This window comes from Edaphosphingomonas haloaromaticamans (genome assembly GCF_001853345.1).
Taxonomy (GTDB): domain Bacteria; phylum Pseudomonadota; class Alphaproteobacteria; order Sphingomonadales; family Sphingomonadaceae; genus Sphingomonas_E; species Sphingomonas_E fennica.
Genome location: NZ_MIPT01000001.1, coordinates 1,199,590 through 1,216,665, shown reverse-complemented (window position 1 = coordinate 1,216,665; position 17,076 = coordinate 1,199,590). Strand labels below are relative to the sequence as shown.

The 17,076-nt window shown below is 68.7% G+C and carries 13 protein-coding genes; 8 read left to right on the top strand and 5 right to left on the bottom strand.

The window, feature by feature from the left end:
• Window positions 1–127: 127 nt before the first annotated feature.
• Together BHE75_RS05710 and BHE75_RS05705 are read right to left on the bottom strand one after the other, a co-directional pair.
• Complete coding sequence (locus BHE75_RS05710) at window positions 128–1,009, bottom strand: transglutaminase family protein (protein ID WP_070933029.1); 882 nt, start codon at window positions 1,007–1,009, stop codon at window positions 128–130.
• Window positions 1,009–3,444: a circularly permuted type 2 ATP-grasp protein gene (locus BHE75_RS05705; protein ID WP_254684367.1), complete on the bottom strand. Its 2,436-nt coding sequence runs from the start codon at window positions 3,442–3,444 to the stop codon at window positions 1,009–1,011. Before BHE75_RS05705 ends, BHE75_RS05710 begins: the two co-directional genes overlap by 1 nt.
• A 241-nt stretch (window positions 3,445–3,685) precedes the next feature.
• Between BHE75_RS05705 and BHE75_RS24875 the strand changes: the two genes are divergently transcribed.
• From BHE75_RS24875 to BHE75_RS05690, 3 genes are all read left to right on the top strand, one after another.
• Window positions 3,686–4,315, top strand: a complete 630-nt coding sequence (locus BHE75_RS24875; protein ID WP_254684366.1) for a PEPxxWA-CTERM sorting domain-containing protein — start codon at window positions 3,686–3,688, stop codon at window positions 4,313–4,315.
• 77 nt (window positions 4,316–4,392) lie between these two features.
• Window positions 4,393–4,980, top strand: coding sequence for a pyridoxamine 5'-phosphate oxidase (pdxH, locus tag BHE75_RS05695; protein WP_015459724.1), 588 nt, complete (start codon window positions 4,393–4,395; stop codon window positions 4,978–4,980).
• A complete protein-coding gene (locus tag BHE75_RS05690) occupies window positions 4,977–5,885 on the top strand; it encodes a cation diffusion facilitator family transporter (RefSeq protein ID WP_070933024.1) in 909 nt (302 codons plus the stop codon). The genes pdxH and BHE75_RS05690 overlap by 4 nt, the downstream gene beginning before the upstream one ends.
• A 21-nt stretch (window positions 5,886–5,906) precedes the next feature.
• Here BHE75_RS05690 and pepN read toward each other — a convergent pair whose 3' ends face one another.
• Window positions 5,907–8,507: an aminopeptidase N gene (gene pepN / locus BHE75_RS05685; RefSeq protein ID WP_070935534.1), complete on the bottom strand. Its 2,601-nt coding sequence runs from the start codon at window positions 8,505–8,507 to the stop codon at window positions 5,907–5,909.
• A 98-nt stretch (window positions 8,508–8,605) separates the two neighbouring features.
• Between pepN and BHE75_RS05680 the strand changes: the two genes are divergently transcribed.
• Window positions 8,606–9,436 (top strand): NAD(P)-dependent oxidoreductase, encoded by an 831-nt coding sequence (locus BHE75_RS05680; RefSeq protein ID WP_070933022.1) that lies wholly within the window; start codon window positions 8,606–8,608, stop codon window positions 9,434–9,436.
• Here the strand turns inward: BHE75_RS05680 and BHE75_RS05675 are convergent.
• Both BHE75_RS05675 and BHE75_RS05670 read right to left on the bottom strand, forming a co-directional pair.
• Window positions 9,346–10,263 (bottom strand): DMT family transporter, encoded by a 918-nt coding sequence (locus BHE75_RS05675; RefSeq protein ID WP_015459720.1) that lies wholly within the window; start codon window positions 10,261–10,263, stop codon window positions 9,346–9,348. The genes BHE75_RS05680 and BHE75_RS05675 overlap by 91 nt on opposite strands.
• Window positions 10,260–11,264, bottom strand: a complete 1,005-nt coding sequence (locus tag BHE75_RS05670; protein WP_070933020.1) for a threonine aldolase family protein — start codon at window positions 11,262–11,264, stop codon at window positions 10,260–10,262. The genes BHE75_RS05675 and BHE75_RS05670 overlap by 4 nt, the downstream gene beginning before the upstream one ends.
• Before the next feature lie 206 nt (window positions 11,265–11,470).
• Between BHE75_RS05670 and BHE75_RS05665 the strand changes: the two genes are divergently transcribed.
• The 4 genes from BHE75_RS05665 (at window position 11,471) to BHE75_RS05650 (ending at window position 16,826) form a co-directional block, all read left to right on the top strand.
• Complete coding sequence (locus tag BHE75_RS05665; RefSeq protein WP_015459718.1) at window positions 11,471–12,529, top strand: GGDEF domain-containing protein; 1,059 nt, start codon at window positions 11,471–11,473, stop codon at window positions 12,527–12,529.
• 164 nt (window positions 12,530–12,693) lie between these two features.
• The gene (locus BHE75_RS05660; RefSeq protein ID WP_015459717.1) at window positions 12,694–13,005 is read left to right on the top strand and encodes a PilZ domain-containing protein; all 312 of its coding nucleotides are present in this window, start codon (window positions 12,694–12,696) and stop codon (window positions 13,003–13,005) included.
• 126 nt (window positions 13,006–13,131) lie between these two features.
• A complete protein-coding gene (locus BHE75_RS05655; RefSeq protein ID WP_070933018.1) occupies window positions 13,132–14,769 on the top strand; it encodes a M28 family metallopeptidase in 1,638 nt (545 codons plus the stop codon).
• Window positions 14,770–14,858: 89 nt separating this feature from the next.
• Complete coding sequence (locus BHE75_RS05650) at window positions 14,859–16,826, top strand: alpha/beta hydrolase family protein (RefSeq protein ID WP_084653461.1); 1,968 nt, start codon at window positions 14,859–14,861, stop codon at window positions 16,824–16,826.
• Window positions 16,827–17,076: the final 250 nt, after the last annotated feature.

Genomic DNA, 17,076 nt, shown 5'->3' with positions numbered 1-17,076 from the left:
GTGTCCGGTTCCCGCAAGGGAAAAATATTCGCCGCGAATTGCGCGGATAAGCCATGGTTCCCGGCGCATCGGCATCATGCCCTGATGCCCGGCGGCCGCGCTTGCGGGTTGCCGCGCCATCCCGCCTTCATTCCTCCAGCGGCTCTACATCCACCGAAACATCGATCTGCTGCGCGCCCTGCCCCAGGAAGATGCCGTCGATCGGCGATACGTCCCCATAATCGCGGCCGATGGCGGTGACGATATGGTCGCTGCCCATGCCGCAGGCGTTGGTGGGATCGAAGCCCAGCCAGCCGCGCCCCGGCCCGCACCAGATCAGCACCCAGGCATGGGTGGCGTCCGCCCCCACCAGCCGGGACTGGCCCGGCGGCGGGATGGTGCGGATATAGCCGCTGACATAGGCCGCCGGCAGGCCGTGGCCGCGCAGCGCCGCGATCATGATCTGGGCGAAATCCTGGCACACGCCATGCCGCGCGCGGAAGGCGTCGATCGGCGGGGTATCGGCCAGGGTCGCGCTGCCGTCATATCGGAACTCGTCATGGATGCGCTGCGCGAGCGCATAGCCCGCCTCCACCACGCCCCGGCCCGGCGCCAGATCGGCGGCGGCCCAATCGGCGATCTCGCGCTCCAGCCCGATCATCGGCGAGGCGGAAAGGTAATTGGCCGGCCCCACGGCCGAAAGATCGCCCGAATTGCGCGCCACCGCCGTCACCGTCACCAGATCGGGATCGTCGGCGCGCGGCTCGGGGGCGATCCGGTCCACCCGCATGCGGAACCGGCTTTCGATCACCAGCTCGTTCGCGGCATGATCCACCACCATCCGCATCGCATTGACCGGATAGCCCCCCGATCGCGCGGACGACAGGCGGGGGCGCGGCGTGATCTCCAGCCTGTGCGTCTCGAGCTGCTGGCCGTCCCAGGCGATCGGCTCCAGCCGCAAATTGCAGCGCGCGAAGCGGACCGGGCTGTCATAGCCGAACCGCGTGCGGTGCGTGACGGCATAGCGCATCACGCCAGGATCATGCCCGATGCGCGCAGCGTCTCGCTGCCCTGCAGGAAATAACGCCGCCCGATCGCGTCCGACAAGGTCAGCAGCCGGTTCTCCAGCGCCATCACCGCATTGGGGCCGAGCGCCTCGGCCTTGGCCAGCGCTACCAGCCCGCCCAGCTCGATCGCCAGCAACTGCTGCTCCTCCGCCATGCCGTCGTCGCGCAGCGCCGGCAGCGCCTTCAGATGCTCGCCGATCACCTCCACCTGGAAGGCCAGCGATCGCGGATTGAACGGATCGAGCGCCACCAGGTCGCGCACCGGCGCCAGCGACATGCCGGTCATGTAGCGCGCGCGATAGCTGATCTGGCTGTCCGTGAGGTCCAATAAAGTGGTGAGATCGTCGGAGGAGGCTTCGTCCGAGGCGAAGGTCCTGAGCAGCCGGCACACCGCCAGCCCCCGCTCGATCCGCCGGCCGACATCGTGGAACCGCCAGGCCGCCGTCCGCCCCATATTCTCCGCCGCCAGCCCGGCCAGCGCCGAGAAGCGCTCCTGCAACGCGGTGGCGCGGATCAGGATATCGGCCGCTCCGGCATCGCCGCCCGCCGGCACCGGCGTATCGATCAGCCGCCAGACATCGGCGGAAAGCCGGTCGCGCGTGCCCTCGCCGATCGACCGCACCGTGGCGAGCAGGGCGCGGACCGAGGCGAGGCCGCCGCCGTCGAGCGCCTCCAGGGCCAGCGCCCGCACATCCGCGGCCCCGTCGCCGCCGGCGGATACCGCGCCGGACGCGACGAGCAGCCCGCGCAGCCGGTCCATCGTGCCCTGCAGCAGCGCCGCGCCGCCATCCACGTCGATGCTGCCGCCCAGCATGGCGCGCACGAGGCGCAAGGTCGCCTCGCCGCGTTCCAGATAGCGGCCCAGCCAGAACAGATTGTCCGCCGCGCGGCTGGGCAAGGTGCCCGGATTGCGCCGGATCGCCACCTTCTGCGGCATCAGCGTCACCGCATCCACCGGCCGGTCCGCCACCACGCAGACATCGGCGGAAAGCGTCCCCTCCCCGATCCCGGCGGCGCGTATGTCATGCTCCTGACCCAGCCGCGCGAAGCCGCCGGGCATCACCGTCCATTCGCCATGCCCGTCGCGGGCGGCGAACAGGCGCAGAATGAAGGGGCGAGGCACCAGCATCGCATCGGCCAGCGCCGGCATGGTCGAAAGGTGGACCAGTTCCTGCCCCACATAATCCTGCGGGCGCCGGGCGATGCCTTCCATCAGCACCGCCCGCGCCGCACCGCCCAGCTCGCCGCCGATCACCGGCCGCCCATCCGGCAGGCCCTGCGGCGCGCGCCCGAAGGCGGGTGCGATCAGCAGGTCGTTGAAATGGGCGAGCACATAGGCCCGCTCGCGATCCTGCCCGCACCACCAGGTCGCGATATTGGGCAGGCGCAGCGGCTCGCCGGTCAGCCGCCGCGCCAATGCCGGCAGGAAGGCCGAAAGCGCGGGCGATTCGATCACGCCGGCGCCCGGCGCGTTCAGCACCACGGTGTTGCCCGCCGTCATCGCATCCATCAGGCCGGGAACGCCGATCGCCGATTGCGCGTCGAAGGCCAGCGGGTCGATGAAGCGCGTGTCCATCCGCCGCCACAGCGCGTCGATCCGCTTCAGCCCCTCGATGGTGCGGACGTAGAGCTGGTTCTCCCGCACGGCGAGGTCCTCGCCCTCCACCAGCAGGAAACCCAGATAGCGCGCGAGGTGGGCCTGCTCGGGATAGCTCTGGGTGAAGCGCCCCGGCGTCAGCAGGCCGATGCGCGGATCGGCGCGGCGGCAGGCGGCCGCCAGCCCTTCGCGAAAATCGGAGAAGAAGGGCGCGAGCCGGACGATGTTGAGCCGGGTGTAGAGCGTCCCCATCACCCGCGATGCCGCCATGCGGTTTTCCAGCGCATAGCCGGCGCCGGCCGGCACGCGGGCATAGTCGGCCAGGACGCGCCATTCGCCGTCCGGCCCGCGGCCGAGATCGACCGCCAGGGTATGCAGCCGCCGTCCGCCCGGCGGATCGACGCCGATCATCGTCCGCCAGAAATGCGGGCTGCCGGCGGCGAGAAGCGCAGGCAGCGCCTCGTCCCGAAACAGGGCCTGCGCGCCGAACATGTCGTCCAGTATCGCTTCCAGCAGCTCCGCCCGCTGGGCGATGCCGCGCGCGAGGCCGCGCCATTCGTCCTCGCCCATCAGCAACGGCATGGCGGAAAGCGGCCAGGGCCGCTCATGCGCCTCGCCGGGCAGGCGGAACGCCATGCCGATCTCGGCCACCTGCCGGGCCACGCGATCCTGCACCTGGTTCAGATTGCCGTCGGCAAGCTGGGCCATGCCTTCCAGCAGGCGATGCCACCAGCGCCCCCCCCGGCCGGCATCGCCGCGCAGCACGTCGCCGCCGGTCGCGCGCGGCAGATAGGATGCCATCCATCCCTCGCCCCATGTCGGCAAGCCCGGCAATTGCGCCATCGTCCCCACGTCTCCGCATCCAGCCGAACGGCCGCCAGGCCCGTTGCCGCTTCACCGTCGTCGCAGGATCGTCGGATAACCGCCCGGTTTCAAGGCCGGTTTGCGGCAGCGCGGCAAAAAGCGGAGCCGCCCGCGCGAGAGGATTGGCGCGGGGTAATAATTGTGGTTAATGGAAGCCGAATATCGGGGGAATCGACTGATGCGCAAAGCGTTGTTATTGGTCGCCTTATGCTGTGCGGCGGCACCCGCGAACGCGGCACGCTATCTTCATTACGACCTCACTTTCGCGATTTCCGGCGAAAACTTCGATTATGATCTCAATGCCTTCGTGCCTTTTCGCGGATTGGCGACGCTGACGGCGGACATCGACACCGATTGGGTGCTTGATGATGGCGTGGGCGAAAGCTTTTCATCGATCGACTTCGGCTCGATCGGAATGATCTTCCATTCGGCCTATGCGCAGGCCGATCGCCTCGATTTCTCCTTCCAGGCGGGCGAAGGCGAAACGTTCGAAACCTTCGGCGCGTCCGCCTTGTTCGTCCCCGGCAGCTTCGACGGCCATTTCCCGGCGGCGGTGGATGCCGCCGGCCTCAAGGGCGGATCGTTCGCCATGTCCTATGGCGCGCATCACCAGGCGGGGCGCGCCACCGGGACGATCCGGTCGATCGGGGTCACGTCCGGCGATGCCGCGCCCGACATGCTCGGCGTCCGCTACAGTTATACCATCAGCGCCGTTCCCGAACCGGCAAGCTGGGCGATGATGGTGGCGGGCTTCGGCCTCGCCGGGGGATGGATCAGGCGCGCGCGGCCCCGTCCGCAGGCCGCCTGAACGCCGATCCGCGCAAACGCCTCGCCCGGACGGGCAGGATCATTCCGTTACGGCCCGATTCCGATTAAGGCGGGCGGATGATGCAGCCATCTCGCGATCCTTTCGCCCTGTTCGATGCCTGGTTCGCCGAAGCGCGCGCCAGCGAGCCCAACGATGCCAACGCCATGGCGGTCGCCACCGTCGGGCCGGACGGGCAGCCGTCGCTGCGCATGGTGCTGCTGAAAGGGCATGACGATCGCGGCTTCGTTTTCTACACCAACCTCGAAAGCCGCAAGGCGGGCGAGCTGATCGCCACCCCCAGGGCCGCGCTGCTGTTCCACTGGAAATCGCTGCGCCGCCAGATCCGCATCGAGGGCCATGTCTCCCGCGTCAGCGATGTCGAGGGGGACGCCTATTTCGCCACCCGCAGCCGCGATTCGCAGCTCGGCGCCTGGGCGTCGGACCAGTCCCGCCCGCTCGCCGATCGCGAGACGTTCGAGGCGCGCTACGAAGCGATGGCCGCCCGCTTCGAAGGGCAGGACGTTCCCCGCCCGCCGCATTGGTCCGGCTTCCGCGTCGCGGCCGAACGGATCGAATTCTGGCAGGACAGGCCCCACCGCCTGCATGAGCGCCTGGTCTATACCCGCACCGGCGACGGCTGGACCACGGGCATGCTCTATCCGTGAAGGCGATCCCGCTCGCCCAGCGGGCGGCGATCGCCAGCGTCGCCACCGCCTGCTTCCTGCTCGTCCTCAAGGGCTATGCCGCCGCGCGCACCGATTCGGTGGCGATGCTGGGCTCGCTCGCGGATACCGGACTCGATCTCTTCGCCTCGCTCGTCACCTTGTGGGGCGTGCGCGTCGCCGCCGTCCCGGCCGATGACGATCATCGCTTCGGCCACGGCAAGGCGGAAGCGCTGGCGGCCCTGTTCCAGGTCGCGCTCATCACCGTTTCCGCCACCGCGATCGGCTGGCAGGCCGTCACCCGGCTGATCGACGGACGGCACGGCGCCCATGCCGAATATGGCATCGGCGTATCGCTGCTGGCGCTGGCCGTGACGAGCCTCCTCATCAGCTACCAGCGGCGCGTGCTGGCGCAGACCGGCAGCATCGCGATCCGGGCGGACAATGTTCACTACCAGTCCGATCTGCTGCTGAACGGATCGGTGATCGTCGCCCTCGTGCTGGATCAATATCTCGGCATCGCCGGCGCCGATCCCGCCTTCGGCGTGCTGATCGCCGCGTGGCTGGCATGGGGCGCCTGGGGATCGGCTGTCGCCGCGATCGACCAGCTCATGGACAAGGAATGGCCGGAGGAGCGGCGCGCGCAATTCCTGGCGATCGCCGCCCGCCACCCGGAGCTGCGCGGCATCCACGATCTGCGCACCCGCACCAGCGGCGCGCGCGATTTCGTGCAGTTCCACGCCGATGTCGCCCCGGACATGACGATCGCCGAGGCCCATCGCGTGATGGAGGAGGTGGAGGATCGCCTCCGCGCGGAATTTCCGGGCGTGGAAATCCTGATCCACCCGGACCCGGAAGGCTGGGTGCCGCACCGCCGGAGGAAACCGGACGACCGCCAGGCGGGCTGACCCGCGCCGGCGGCCGTCCAGTCAGCCGAGGCTCTTGGACGCCTGCTCGAACACGTCCTTCGACAGCCCCGGTGTCGCCACGATCCGTTCCAGTTCCTTGCGCATCAGCGCGGCGCGGCCCTCGTCGAACCGCCGCCAGCGGCCCAGCGGCGGCACCAGCTTCGCCGCCGTCTGCGGGTTCAGCTTGTCCACCGCCAGCACCATATCGGCCAGGAAGCGGTATCCACGCCCGGATGCATCGTTGAACGCCTTCTGGTTCACCGAGAAGGCCCCCACCAGCGCGCGGATGCGATTGGGGTTGGCCAGGGTGAAATCGGGGTGCTTCGCCAGCTTTTCCACCGCGTCGACCGTATCGTCGCGGGTGGACAGTGCCTGCGTCGTGAACCATTTGTCGATGACGAGGCCGTTGTCGCGATAGCGATCGTAAAAGGCCGCCAGCGCCTCGTCCCGCTCGGGCCAGGGGCTGTTGGCCAGCGTCGCCAGCGCGCCCTGCCGGTCGGTCATGTTGTCGGCATCGCGGAACTGGCGATGGGCGATGATCGCCGCATCCTCCGCGCCGCTCGCCGCCAGATAGCCCAGCGCCACCGTCTTCAGCCGCCGCAGCCCCTTGGCCGCCGGCGTATATTCGTAACGGTTGGCGTGGGTCTTGGCGTAGGAGGCGCGCCATTCGTCCTCCAGCTCCTGCCCCAGGTCGCGGCGCAGCGCCTCGCGCGCGGCATGGATGGCAACGGGATCGACCTTCGCCATCTGGTCGCCGATGAAGGATTCGCTCGGCAGCAGCACCGCCTCGGCGATGAAGGCCGCATCCAGCGCCGAATTGCGCAGCGTATCCTGCACGGCATCGATCACCGGCCGGTGATCCGCCGATCCCCTGGCGACGGCGCCCACCAGCGTATCCACCATCAGCTGCTGCATCGCCTCATATCGGGCGAAGGGATCGTCGTCGCGCGCGGAAAGGAAGGCGAGGTCGGCGGCCGATCGTTCGGAAACCACCGTCACCGGCGCGGAAAAGCCGCGATTGATCGACAGGATGGGCCGCTCGCCGATGCCTTCGAACAATATCTCCTGATGCTGGTCCTCCAGCATCACCAGCCGCTCGCCGCCGAAGACCTCGCCGGTCATCTCGCCGTAAAGCGCCACGCGCAGCGGGATCGGCATCGGCTGCTTGGCGGGCTGCCCCGGCGTCGGCGGCACTTCCTGCTCCAGGGTCAGCCGCGCCTGTCCGCCGGCCGGCTCGTGCGTCAGCGTCGCCCGCACGCGCGGCGTGCCGGCCTGCGAATACCACAGGCGGAACCGGGTGAGGTCGACGCCGGATGCGTCCTCCATCGCGGTCACAAAATCCTCGCAGGTCGCCGCCTGCCCGTCATGCCGCTCGAAATAGAGGTCCGAACCCGCGCGAAACTTCTCCGGCCCCAATATGGTGTGGAGCATGCGGATCACCTCGGCGCCCTTGTTGTAGACGGTCGCCGTGTAGAAGTTCGAAATCTCGATATAGCTTTCGGGCCGGATCGGATGGGCCAGCGGGCCGGCATCCTCGGGGAATTGCGCGGCGCGGAGCGCGCGGACGTCCTCGATCCGCTTCACCGCGGCCGATCCCTGATCGGCGGAGAAGCTCTGGTCGCGGAAGACGGTGAAGCCTTCCTTCAGCGAAAGCTGGAACCAATCCCGGCAGGTGACGCGGTTGCCGGACCAGTTGTGGAAATATTCGTGCGCCACCACGCCCGCGACATTGTCGTAATCCACGTCCGTCGCCGTATCGGGATCGGCCAGGATGTAGCGCGAATTGAAGATGTTGAGGCTTTTGTTCTCCATCGCACCGAAGTTGAAGTCGGCGACCGCGACGATGTTGAATTCGCCAAGGTCATATTCGCGGCCATAGACCTTCTCGTCCCAGGCCATCGATGCCTTCAGCGCGGCCATGGCATGTTCGGTGCGCGGCAGATCGTCCGGCTTCACCCAGATGGCAAGCTCCACCTGCTTGCCCGATCGGGTGGCGAAGCTGTCGCGGTTGGCGACGAGGTCGGCCGCCACCAGCGCGAAGAGATAGGTCGGCTTGAAGAAGGGATCGCGCCATTCCGCCCAGTGCCGCCCGCCCGGCAGATCGCCGCCGCCGGTGCGGTCGCCGTTGGAAAGCAGCACCGGATAGCGCGCCTTGTCCGCCTCCATCCGCACGACATAGCGGCTCAGCACGTCCGGCCGGTCGGGGAAGAAGGTGATGCGGCGGAAGCCCTCCGGCTCGCACTGGGTGCACAGGTTCCCACCCGAGGCATAAAGCCCCATCAGCTGGGAATTGGCCTCGGGCGCGATCTCCACCTCGGTCTCGATCTCATGCGCGTCGCCGGGCAGGTCGATCAGCAGGGCCGGGCCGTCCATCCGCCAGGCATCGGCCTGCGGCTCGCCATCGATGCGCACCGCGACCGGCGTCAGCCCGTCGCCGTCCAGCCTGAGCGGCCGCTGATGCACACCGTTGCGGGTCACGCTCAACCGCGCCTTCACTCGCGTCGCGGCGGGATCGAGCGTGAAATCCAGCGCGATATCGGGCACCAGCCAATCGGGCGGCCGGTAATCCTCACGGTGGATGACGGGCGGCGGCGCCGCGGCGGCGTTCTGGGCATCGAGCATGTCCATAGGTTTACGCCGTGCCGCCCGCCGATGCCAGCCTTCACCGGCACCGAAACGCCCGCTTGCCTGCCGGCCGGGAAACGGGCCAAGGATCATCCATGTCCCGCCTGCTGATCTTCGGCCCCGGCTATACCGCCCGCCATGTCGCGGCCGCCCTCGCGCCGCGCGGCTGGTCCATCACGATGGTCGGCCGCGACGGGATCGGCGATGCCGGCGCCGCGATCGCGGCGGCCACCCACATCCTCTCCACCGTCCCGCCGGACGGGGATGCCGATCCGGTGCTCGCCCGCCACGGCGATGCGCTGGCCCAGGCCCCGGCGGGCTGGATCGGCTATCTTTCCTCCACCGGCGTCTATGGCGACAGCGGCGGCGCTTGGGTGGATGAAAGCGCGCCCATCGGCGGCGGACGGCGAACGGCGCGGTCGGCGGCGGATGCGGCATGGCGCGCGCTCCATCCCGAAACCCGCATCTTCCGCCTGCCCGGAATCTACGGCCCCGGCCGCTCCGCGCTCGATCGCGTGGCCGCCGGCCAGGCCCATCGCATCGCGCTTCCCGGCCAGATCTTCAGCCGCATCCATGTCGCCGATATCGCATCGGCCCTCGTCGCCAGCATGGATCGCGGCCCGGCCGGCATCTACAATATCGCGGACGACCTGCCCGCCCCCCAGAACGCCGTCGTCGAATATGCGTGCGCTCTGCTGGGCCGCCCGCTGCCGCCGCTCCTGACTTTGGGTCAGGCCGGCCTGTCGCCGGCCGCGCGCGCTTTCTATGCCGAAAGCCGCCGGGTGGCGAACGGCAGGGCGAAGCGGCTGCTCGGCTGGCGGCCGGCCTTCCCCGATTATCGGGCCGGGCTGCGCGCCTTGAGCGCGATCACCAGCCCCGCCAGCGTCAGCAGCCCGCCGGCCGCGGGCAGCGCGCTCCAGCGATAGCCTTCGAAGATGGTGGAAAGCCCCATGGCCAGCACCGGGATCACCACGCTGGAATAAGCCGCCCGCGCCGGCCCGATCGCGCGGACCACCCCGAAATAGAGCGGGAAGGTGAGCGCCGATCCGATCACCCCCAGATAGAGCGTGCCCAGCGCATAAGCCGGCCGGGGATCGAACATGGGCGGGCCGACGGTCGCCAGCGCGATCAGCATGTTCAGGCCCGATCCGATCGCCATCGCCCAGGCCAGCACCGCCACCATCGGCTGCCGCTTGGCCGTCTCTGTGGCCTGCAGGACGTTGGCGGTGGACGCGCTCATGATCGCCATCAGGGTGAAGCCGATGCCCGCCGCCACCGCCGCCTGGCCGGCGCCGCCGGCCGCAAGCTCGTGGATGAACAGCATGGCGATGCCCAGCCCCGCCACCACCGATCCGGCGACGAACCGCCCGCTCAATCCCTGCCCCAGGAATATCCGGCCCAATATGGCATTGGGGACGACCAGCAGGGCGAACACCACCGCCACCAGCCCCGACGTCACATAATGTTCGGCGCGGTAGACGAAGTTGAAGTTGAGGACGAACTGGGTGATCCCCACCGCGATGGCCATCCGCCAGCCCTCGCGCGTCAGCCGCAATGTCTGCTTCGTGACGGCGGCATAGGCCATCATCGCCATGGCCCCCACCGCGAAGCGATAGGCGACGGACCATGTAGGCGGCACCAGCGCGATCTGGTCGCGGATCACCAGCCAGGTGGAGCTCCACACCAGCGTCACCACCGCCAGCGGCAGGAACACCCGGGCCTGGGTGGCGGGGCTGAGCGGCGCCTCGCTCACAGCGCGGCGAGCGCGGCGGCGAGCGCGTCCACCTCGCCTTCCGCCTGGTTCCAGCTCGTCACGAACCGCGCCTCGCCCGGCGCCCAGTCATGAAAGCCGAAGCCCTGCGCCCTCAAGGCCGCGGCCTCCGCCTCGCTCAGCCGGACGAATATCTCGTTGGCCTGCACCGGGTGAACCAGCCGCGCCGCGCCCGCGCCCCTGGCGATACGCGCGGCGGCGTCATTGGCCGCCCGTCCGTGCGCTAGCCACAGATCGTCCGCCAGCAGGGCATGGATCTGCGCCGCCAGATAGCGCCCCTTGGAAAGCAGATGCCCTGCCCGCTTGCGCCGTATCGCGACCTCGGCCGCCAGTTCCGGCCGGAAGAAGACGAGCGCCTCGGCGGACATGCCGCCATTCTTGACGAAGCCGAAGCTCAGCACGTCCACGCCCGCCCGCCACGTCACGTCGGCCGGCGCGCAGCCGACGGAGGCGACGGCATTGGCGAAGCGCGCGCCGTCCATGTGCAGGCCCAGCCCCCGCGCACGGGCGAGCGCGCCGATCGCGGCCACCTCGTCCGGCGTATAGACCAGCCCATATTCGGTGGCGTTGGTGATCGATATCGCCGCCGGCTGCACCCGGTGCACATCGTCGGCGATCAGATCGATCACCGCAGCTATCGCCTCCGGCATCAGCTTCGCGCCGGCGCCGTCCGCCGGCATCAGCTTGGCGCCGTGGGTGAAGAATTCCGGCGCGCCCGCCTCGTCATTGTTGATATGCGCGTCGCGATGGCAGACGACGCCGCGCCACGGCGGGCAGAGCGCGCCCAGCGCCAGCGAATTCGCCGCCGTCCCCGTCGCCACCCAGAGCGCCGCGACCCGCGTTTCGAAAAGATCGCTGAACGCATCGTCCAGCCGGCAGCTCAGCGCATCGCCGTCATAGGCGGCGTCCGCCGCGTTGGCCGCCGCCATCGCGGCCAGCACGGCATCGGAAACAGGGGCGGCATTGTCGGAGAAGAAACGCATGCCGCGTCTTTCGGCCGGGCCGGGCCGCCGGTCAATCCGCTAAGTGGCGGTCCGGGAATGCGCTGTCGATGCGGCGTGGCGGCGGCGGCCGGATGCCGGTTCCATAATTTTCGGTCGGTTAGCGCCCTGTTGACGATTTTGCGTCTAGAAAGTCTCGTTCGGCATGTGCCCTGGCAGGGCGCGGGCTTGGTCACGGGCAGGAACTGATGCACGCATTATCGCAGGAAAGCCCGCCAGGAACGGGGCAGGCGGCGAATGACGGCTCCGATGAGGCGCCCGCCGGCGGCACCCTTTTCGCGCGGATCGGCGCGCTGCTGGAAGCCAATGGGCTGGACCCTTCGCCCGCCCATTATGAGCTGTTCCACCGCTATCTCACCTCCGGGGACAAGCGGCTCGTCACCGCCGTGGACGAGGCGATCGCACGCTATGGCCGGCTCAATCCCGCCATGGCCGCCAGCATCGCCGCGCAGCGGCAGACGGCGGTCTCCGCCGCCCAGCTCCGCCGGCTGGCGGACGAGGCCCAGCGCCGGCTGCAGGCAATCGCGGCGCTCGCCGATCGTTCGGGCCGCGACGCGCTAGATTATGGCGATGCCCTCGCCCGCAACGTCTCCATGCTCGAAGGCGGCCTGCGCGGCGACGTGCTGGTGGCGCTGCTGGACCTCACGCGCGGCATGATCGACAAGACGCGGAGCGTCGGCGTGGAATTGCGCCGCACCTCCGAACAGGTATCGATCCTGCGCCGCAGCCTGGACGAGGCGCGCCAGACGGCCGAGACCGACGCGCTCACTGGCCTGCCCAACCGGCGCGCGCTGGAAAACCGCATGCGGCAGGCGTTCGACACCGCCCGCAAGCGCGGCACGCCGCTCGCCCTCGCCATCTGCGATATCGATGCGTTCAAGGCGGTGAACGATCACCACGGCCACCAGCTTGGCGACAAGGTGATCAAATATATGGCCGGGGCGTTGGCGCGCGGCGCATCGGAACAGCTTTTCGTCGCACGCTATGGCGGCGAGGAATTCGTGATCCTGTTCGAGAACATGACCGCCGCCGAAGCCGCCCGCCATGTCGATGCCGTGCGGCGGGAAATCGCGGCGCGCGAATTCAAGGTCGCGGAAACGGGCCGCCCGATCGGCCGGCTCACCTTTTCGGCGGGCGTCGCCGCGATGGAAAGCCGGAAAGGCCCCTCCTCCACGCTCAAGAGCGCGGACGCCGCCCTCTATCGGGCGAAACGCGACGGCCGCAATTGCGTGCGCGTCGCGGATTGAGGACATGTTTCGAAATATGCCCTCCAAGAACCTGGCTGGAACACAGTGGCGAACGCACGGTTAATCCACCTTTAGCTTCCTTCCTCTATAATAAGGCGTAGAATAGAACCGCCATGGCCAGTCTTTGGGGGGACGGAGCAGCGATGGATACGGCAGCGGCCGCTATGGATACGCAATCTTTCGCGAAATATGATCGCCGGCATGGCCGCTATCGCGTGCTGCTCTCGGCGCATCTCGATACGCCGTTCGGCGCGTCGAGCGGCGTGCTGCTGGACATTTCGGAAGGCGGCGCCCTCGTCTCCTGCCCCACTCCTATCGAAACCGGCACCTCCATCGTCATCACGCGCGGCAGCCTGCGCACGCGCGGCACCGTCGTCCGCGCCGAAGGCCGCCGGCTGGGCGTCGCCTTCGATGCGCCCATCCCCGCCGATCTCGTCGCCGCCGTGGTCACGCCGCTCGCCCGCTGGTCGGACTGACGGCGCACCGATCTTCCGACATAGCCCTCGCCGTCACAGGCCGCCGCACCATGGTTGCGATGCGGCCGGCCGCGCATTAGGCGGACCGGATAGAGCTTCATTCGGAGATTGCGCGTGAAACATGCCATGCTGGGCGCGGCCGCTTTTCTGTTCGCGACGGGTGCTATGCCGGCCGGCGCGGCGGAGCCGATCTCTCCCGAAAGGCTCGCCGAAACCGTCAAGGTCCTCGCTTCCGATGCGTTCGAAGGCCGCGCGCCCGGCACCGCCGGGGAAACCAAGACGGTCGATTATCTCGTCGCCCGGCTGAAGGCCCTCGGCCTCGAACCCGGCGGCCGCGATGGAAGCTGGATCCAGCCCGTGCCGCTCGTCCGCACCCAGATCGGCGCCGGCGGCACCATGCAGGCGACCGTCGCGGGCCAGGCCGTGCCGTTCGTGCAGGGCAGCAGCATCTATGTCAGCACGGTCCGCCCGGTCGATCGCGTCGCCATCGCCGATGCGCCGATGGTGTTCGTCGGCTACGGCGTCTCCGCACCCGAACAGGGCTGGGACGATTTCAAGGGCGTGGACCTCAAGGGCAAGGTCGCCGTCTTCCTCATCAACGATCCCGATTTCGAGGCGAAGCCCGGCGAAGCCGTGGCCGGCAGGTTCGGCGGCACGCGGATGACCTATTATGGCCGCTGGACCTACAAGTTCGAGGAGGCGGCCCGGCGGGGCGCGATCGCGGCCCTGATCGTCCACGACACCCCCGGCGCCGGCTATGGCTGGAACACGGTGGTGGCGCCGGGCGGGGAGAATTACGACATCCAGCGCGCGAACCCGGAGGAGCGTGTTCTCCTGCAGGGCTGGATCGAAGGCGATGCCGCCACCGATCTGTTCCGCCGCGCGGGCCTCGATCTCGCCGATCTCCGCCTCCGCGCCCGCCGCGCCGATTTCGCGCCCGTCGAGCTGAAGGGCGTCCGCTACAGCGCCAGCCTGCCGGTGACGTTCAGCAGGATGCAGAGCCGCAACGTCCTCGCCCGCATGCCCGGCAAGACACGGCCGGACGAGGTCGTCATGTTCGGCGCGCACTGGGATGCCTATGGCGTCGGCGCGCCCGATGCCGAAGGGCGCACCGTCCGCCCCGGCGCCAATGACGACGCGCTCGGCGTTGCCGGCCTCATCGAACTCGCGCGCGGCTTCGCGCAAGGCCCCCGGCCCGATCGCAGCCTCGTCTTCGGCTTCTGGACGGCGGAGGAACGCGGGTTGCTGGGATCGGAAGCCTATGCCGTCGATCCGGTCTATCCGGCGGAAAAGACAGTGGCGAACTTCACCCTCGATATCCTCCAGACGGCCGGCCTCTCGCGCGATGTGCTGCTCGTCGGCCAGGGCCAGAACGATCTCGAGGCCGATCTGGCGCGGGCCGCCGCCGCCCAGGGCCGCAGCGTGACGCCCGAGGCACTGCCCGAACGCGGCCTCTTCTACCGCGCCGATCATTTCCCGCTCGCCCGGCGCGGCGTGCCAACCCTGCTGCTGATGGCGATCAGCGGCGCCCCCGATCTGGTGGAAGGCGGCCGCACCGCCGGCGAGGCATGGCTCAAGGCCTACATGGCCTGCTACCACCAGACCTGCGACCGCTGGACGCCGGAATGGAACCTCAGCGGCGCCGCGCAGGATATCGCGCTGGTCCGCGACATCGCCGGCAGCCTCGCCAATTCGAGCCGCTGGCCGCATTGGTCTCCGACCTCCGAATTCCGCGCCGTCCGCGAACGGACGAACGGAAGATGATCCGTCTGATCTTTCGCCGCCAGGGATAGTAAACCCACTTCAAAATATCTTCGCTCTCCCTTAGTCCTCCTTCCGTCAGGGGGGACATGATGGGGATATACGCGAAGCTGGGCCGGCTGTTGCTGGCGGTCGTGGCGATGGCGGGCGCCCATCGCGGATGGGCGGCGGGCGCCGCGCCGCCGCCGCTTTCGCTCTACGGCAAGCTGCCCGGTTTCGAGCGCGCGGCCATCTCCCCGTCCGGCGACCGGATCGCCATGGTCGCCCTTCATGACAATGAACGGCGGCTCATCGTCGTCGACAGGAACAACAAGCTCCTTTCGATCCAGAATGTCGGGAACATCAAGGTTCGGGGCCTTTATTGGGCGGGGGAGGATCGGGTGTTGCTGCGCCGATCGGAAACCCAGTCGCTCGGCATCGGCTTCACGGCGGACAAGGCCGAATTCTCCGCCATGATCGTGATTCCGCTGAACGGCGAAAAGCTGTTCTCCGTCTTCCAGGGCAACAATAGGATCCCCGGCGGTATCCGCGGCTTCCACGGCGTCGTCGAGCGCGAGGGCCGCTATTACGGCTATTTCGGCGGGATAACGCTGGATGAATCGCGCGGGGCGGCCTATCTCGGAAGCACCTCGCCCGTCCTCTACGAGGTCGATCTCCAAAATGGCCGCGCCTCCCGCCTGGCCAATCGCGTCGACAGCGAACAGAACTGGCGGACCTGGCTGGTGGGCAGCAACGGGGCGGTCAGCGCGACCCTCGATTTCAGGTCCTCGGGCGGCGACTGGTTCATCCGCAATGCCGAAGGGAAAAGGATAGCGGCAGGCACCAACCCGCTCGGCGGCATCGACCTGGTCGGCTTCGGCGAAACGCCCGACAGCCTGATCTACAGCGTGGAAGATGAAACGAACGACCGCAGCCAGCGCTGGTTCGAAGTGCCGCTGGCCGGTGGCGAGGCACGCGAAATCCTCACCGATACGGCCATGGCCGGCACCTTCTTCGACAATCGCAGCCGCGCATTGCTGGGTTATGAGATCGAAGGCGACACGCCATCCTACCGCTTCACGGACCCGCGCCACCAGAAGGCCGTGGATGCGACCCTGAAGGCCTTTCCGGGCCGCAGCGTGCACCTTGTCGACTGGAACGACGCCTTCGATCGCCTGCTGGTGATGACGGAGGGACAGGGCGATCCCGAAAGCTGGTGGGTCGTCGATATCAAGACGAAGCGCGCCGACCCGCTCGGCACCGCCTATCCCATGGGTTCCGAGGCCGTCGGGCCGATGCGGATGGTCCGCTACAAGGCCGGTGACGGCCTGGACATCTCGGCCGTGCTCACGCTGCCTCCGGGCCGGCCGGCCCGCAACCTGCCGGTCGTGGTCCTGCCCCATGGCGGCCCTTCGTCACGCGACTATCCCGGCTTCGACTGGTGGGCTCAGGCCTTCGCCTCGCGCGGCTATGCCGTGCTCCAGCCCAATTTCCGGGGCTCCACCGGCTATGGCGTCGCCTTCCAGCGTGCAGGCAATGGCGAATGGGGCCGCCGCATGCAGACGGACATTTCCGATGGGCTGGCCTATCTGGTCAAGGAAGGGATCGCCGATCCGAAGCGGGCCTGCATCATGGGCGCCAGCTATGGCGGCTATGCCGCGCTGGCCGGGGTGACGCTGCAGAAGGGCATTTATCGCTGCGCCGTCTCGGTCGCGGGTGTCAGCGATGTGCAGAAGATGACCAGCACCGACCTCGCCGAAAGCGGCCGCAACCCGACGCTCCGGCGCGCGCTCAAGGCGGAGATCGGCTTCGGAAGCGATCTGCGCGCGGTCTCCCCGGTCAATTTCGCGGCCGAGGCCGATGCCCCCGTCCTCCTCATCCACGGCAAGGATGACGTGGTCGTGCTCTACGATCAGAGCGTCGCCATGGCCAACGCCCTGCGCCGTGCCGGGAAGCCCGTGGAACTGGTCACCCTCGCCGGCGAGGATCACTGGCTCTCCCGCAGCGCGAGCCGGCTCGCCATGCTGGAAGCCTCCGTCGCCTTCGTCGAAAAGCACAACCCGCCCGATCCCGCCCCCTGACGGCGGGGGAGGGAAAGCCCGCCGGCCGCCATGCGGACGGCCGGGGACCGCATGTGCGGAGGGACGGAAAGCGGTGCCCGGCCCCAAGGCCATCGCTCCAAGGCGGGCGCCGGCCAACCGCCAGACGCCGGATAGTGAAGTTTTGCCCTTTTATTTCTGAATTGTAGCGAAAGCGTCATCAACGCATGAAATAGGCGCGCTCCAGAAACCAGCCAGCGCCGCGGCCACAAGTTGACGCGGCGCTTTTCGG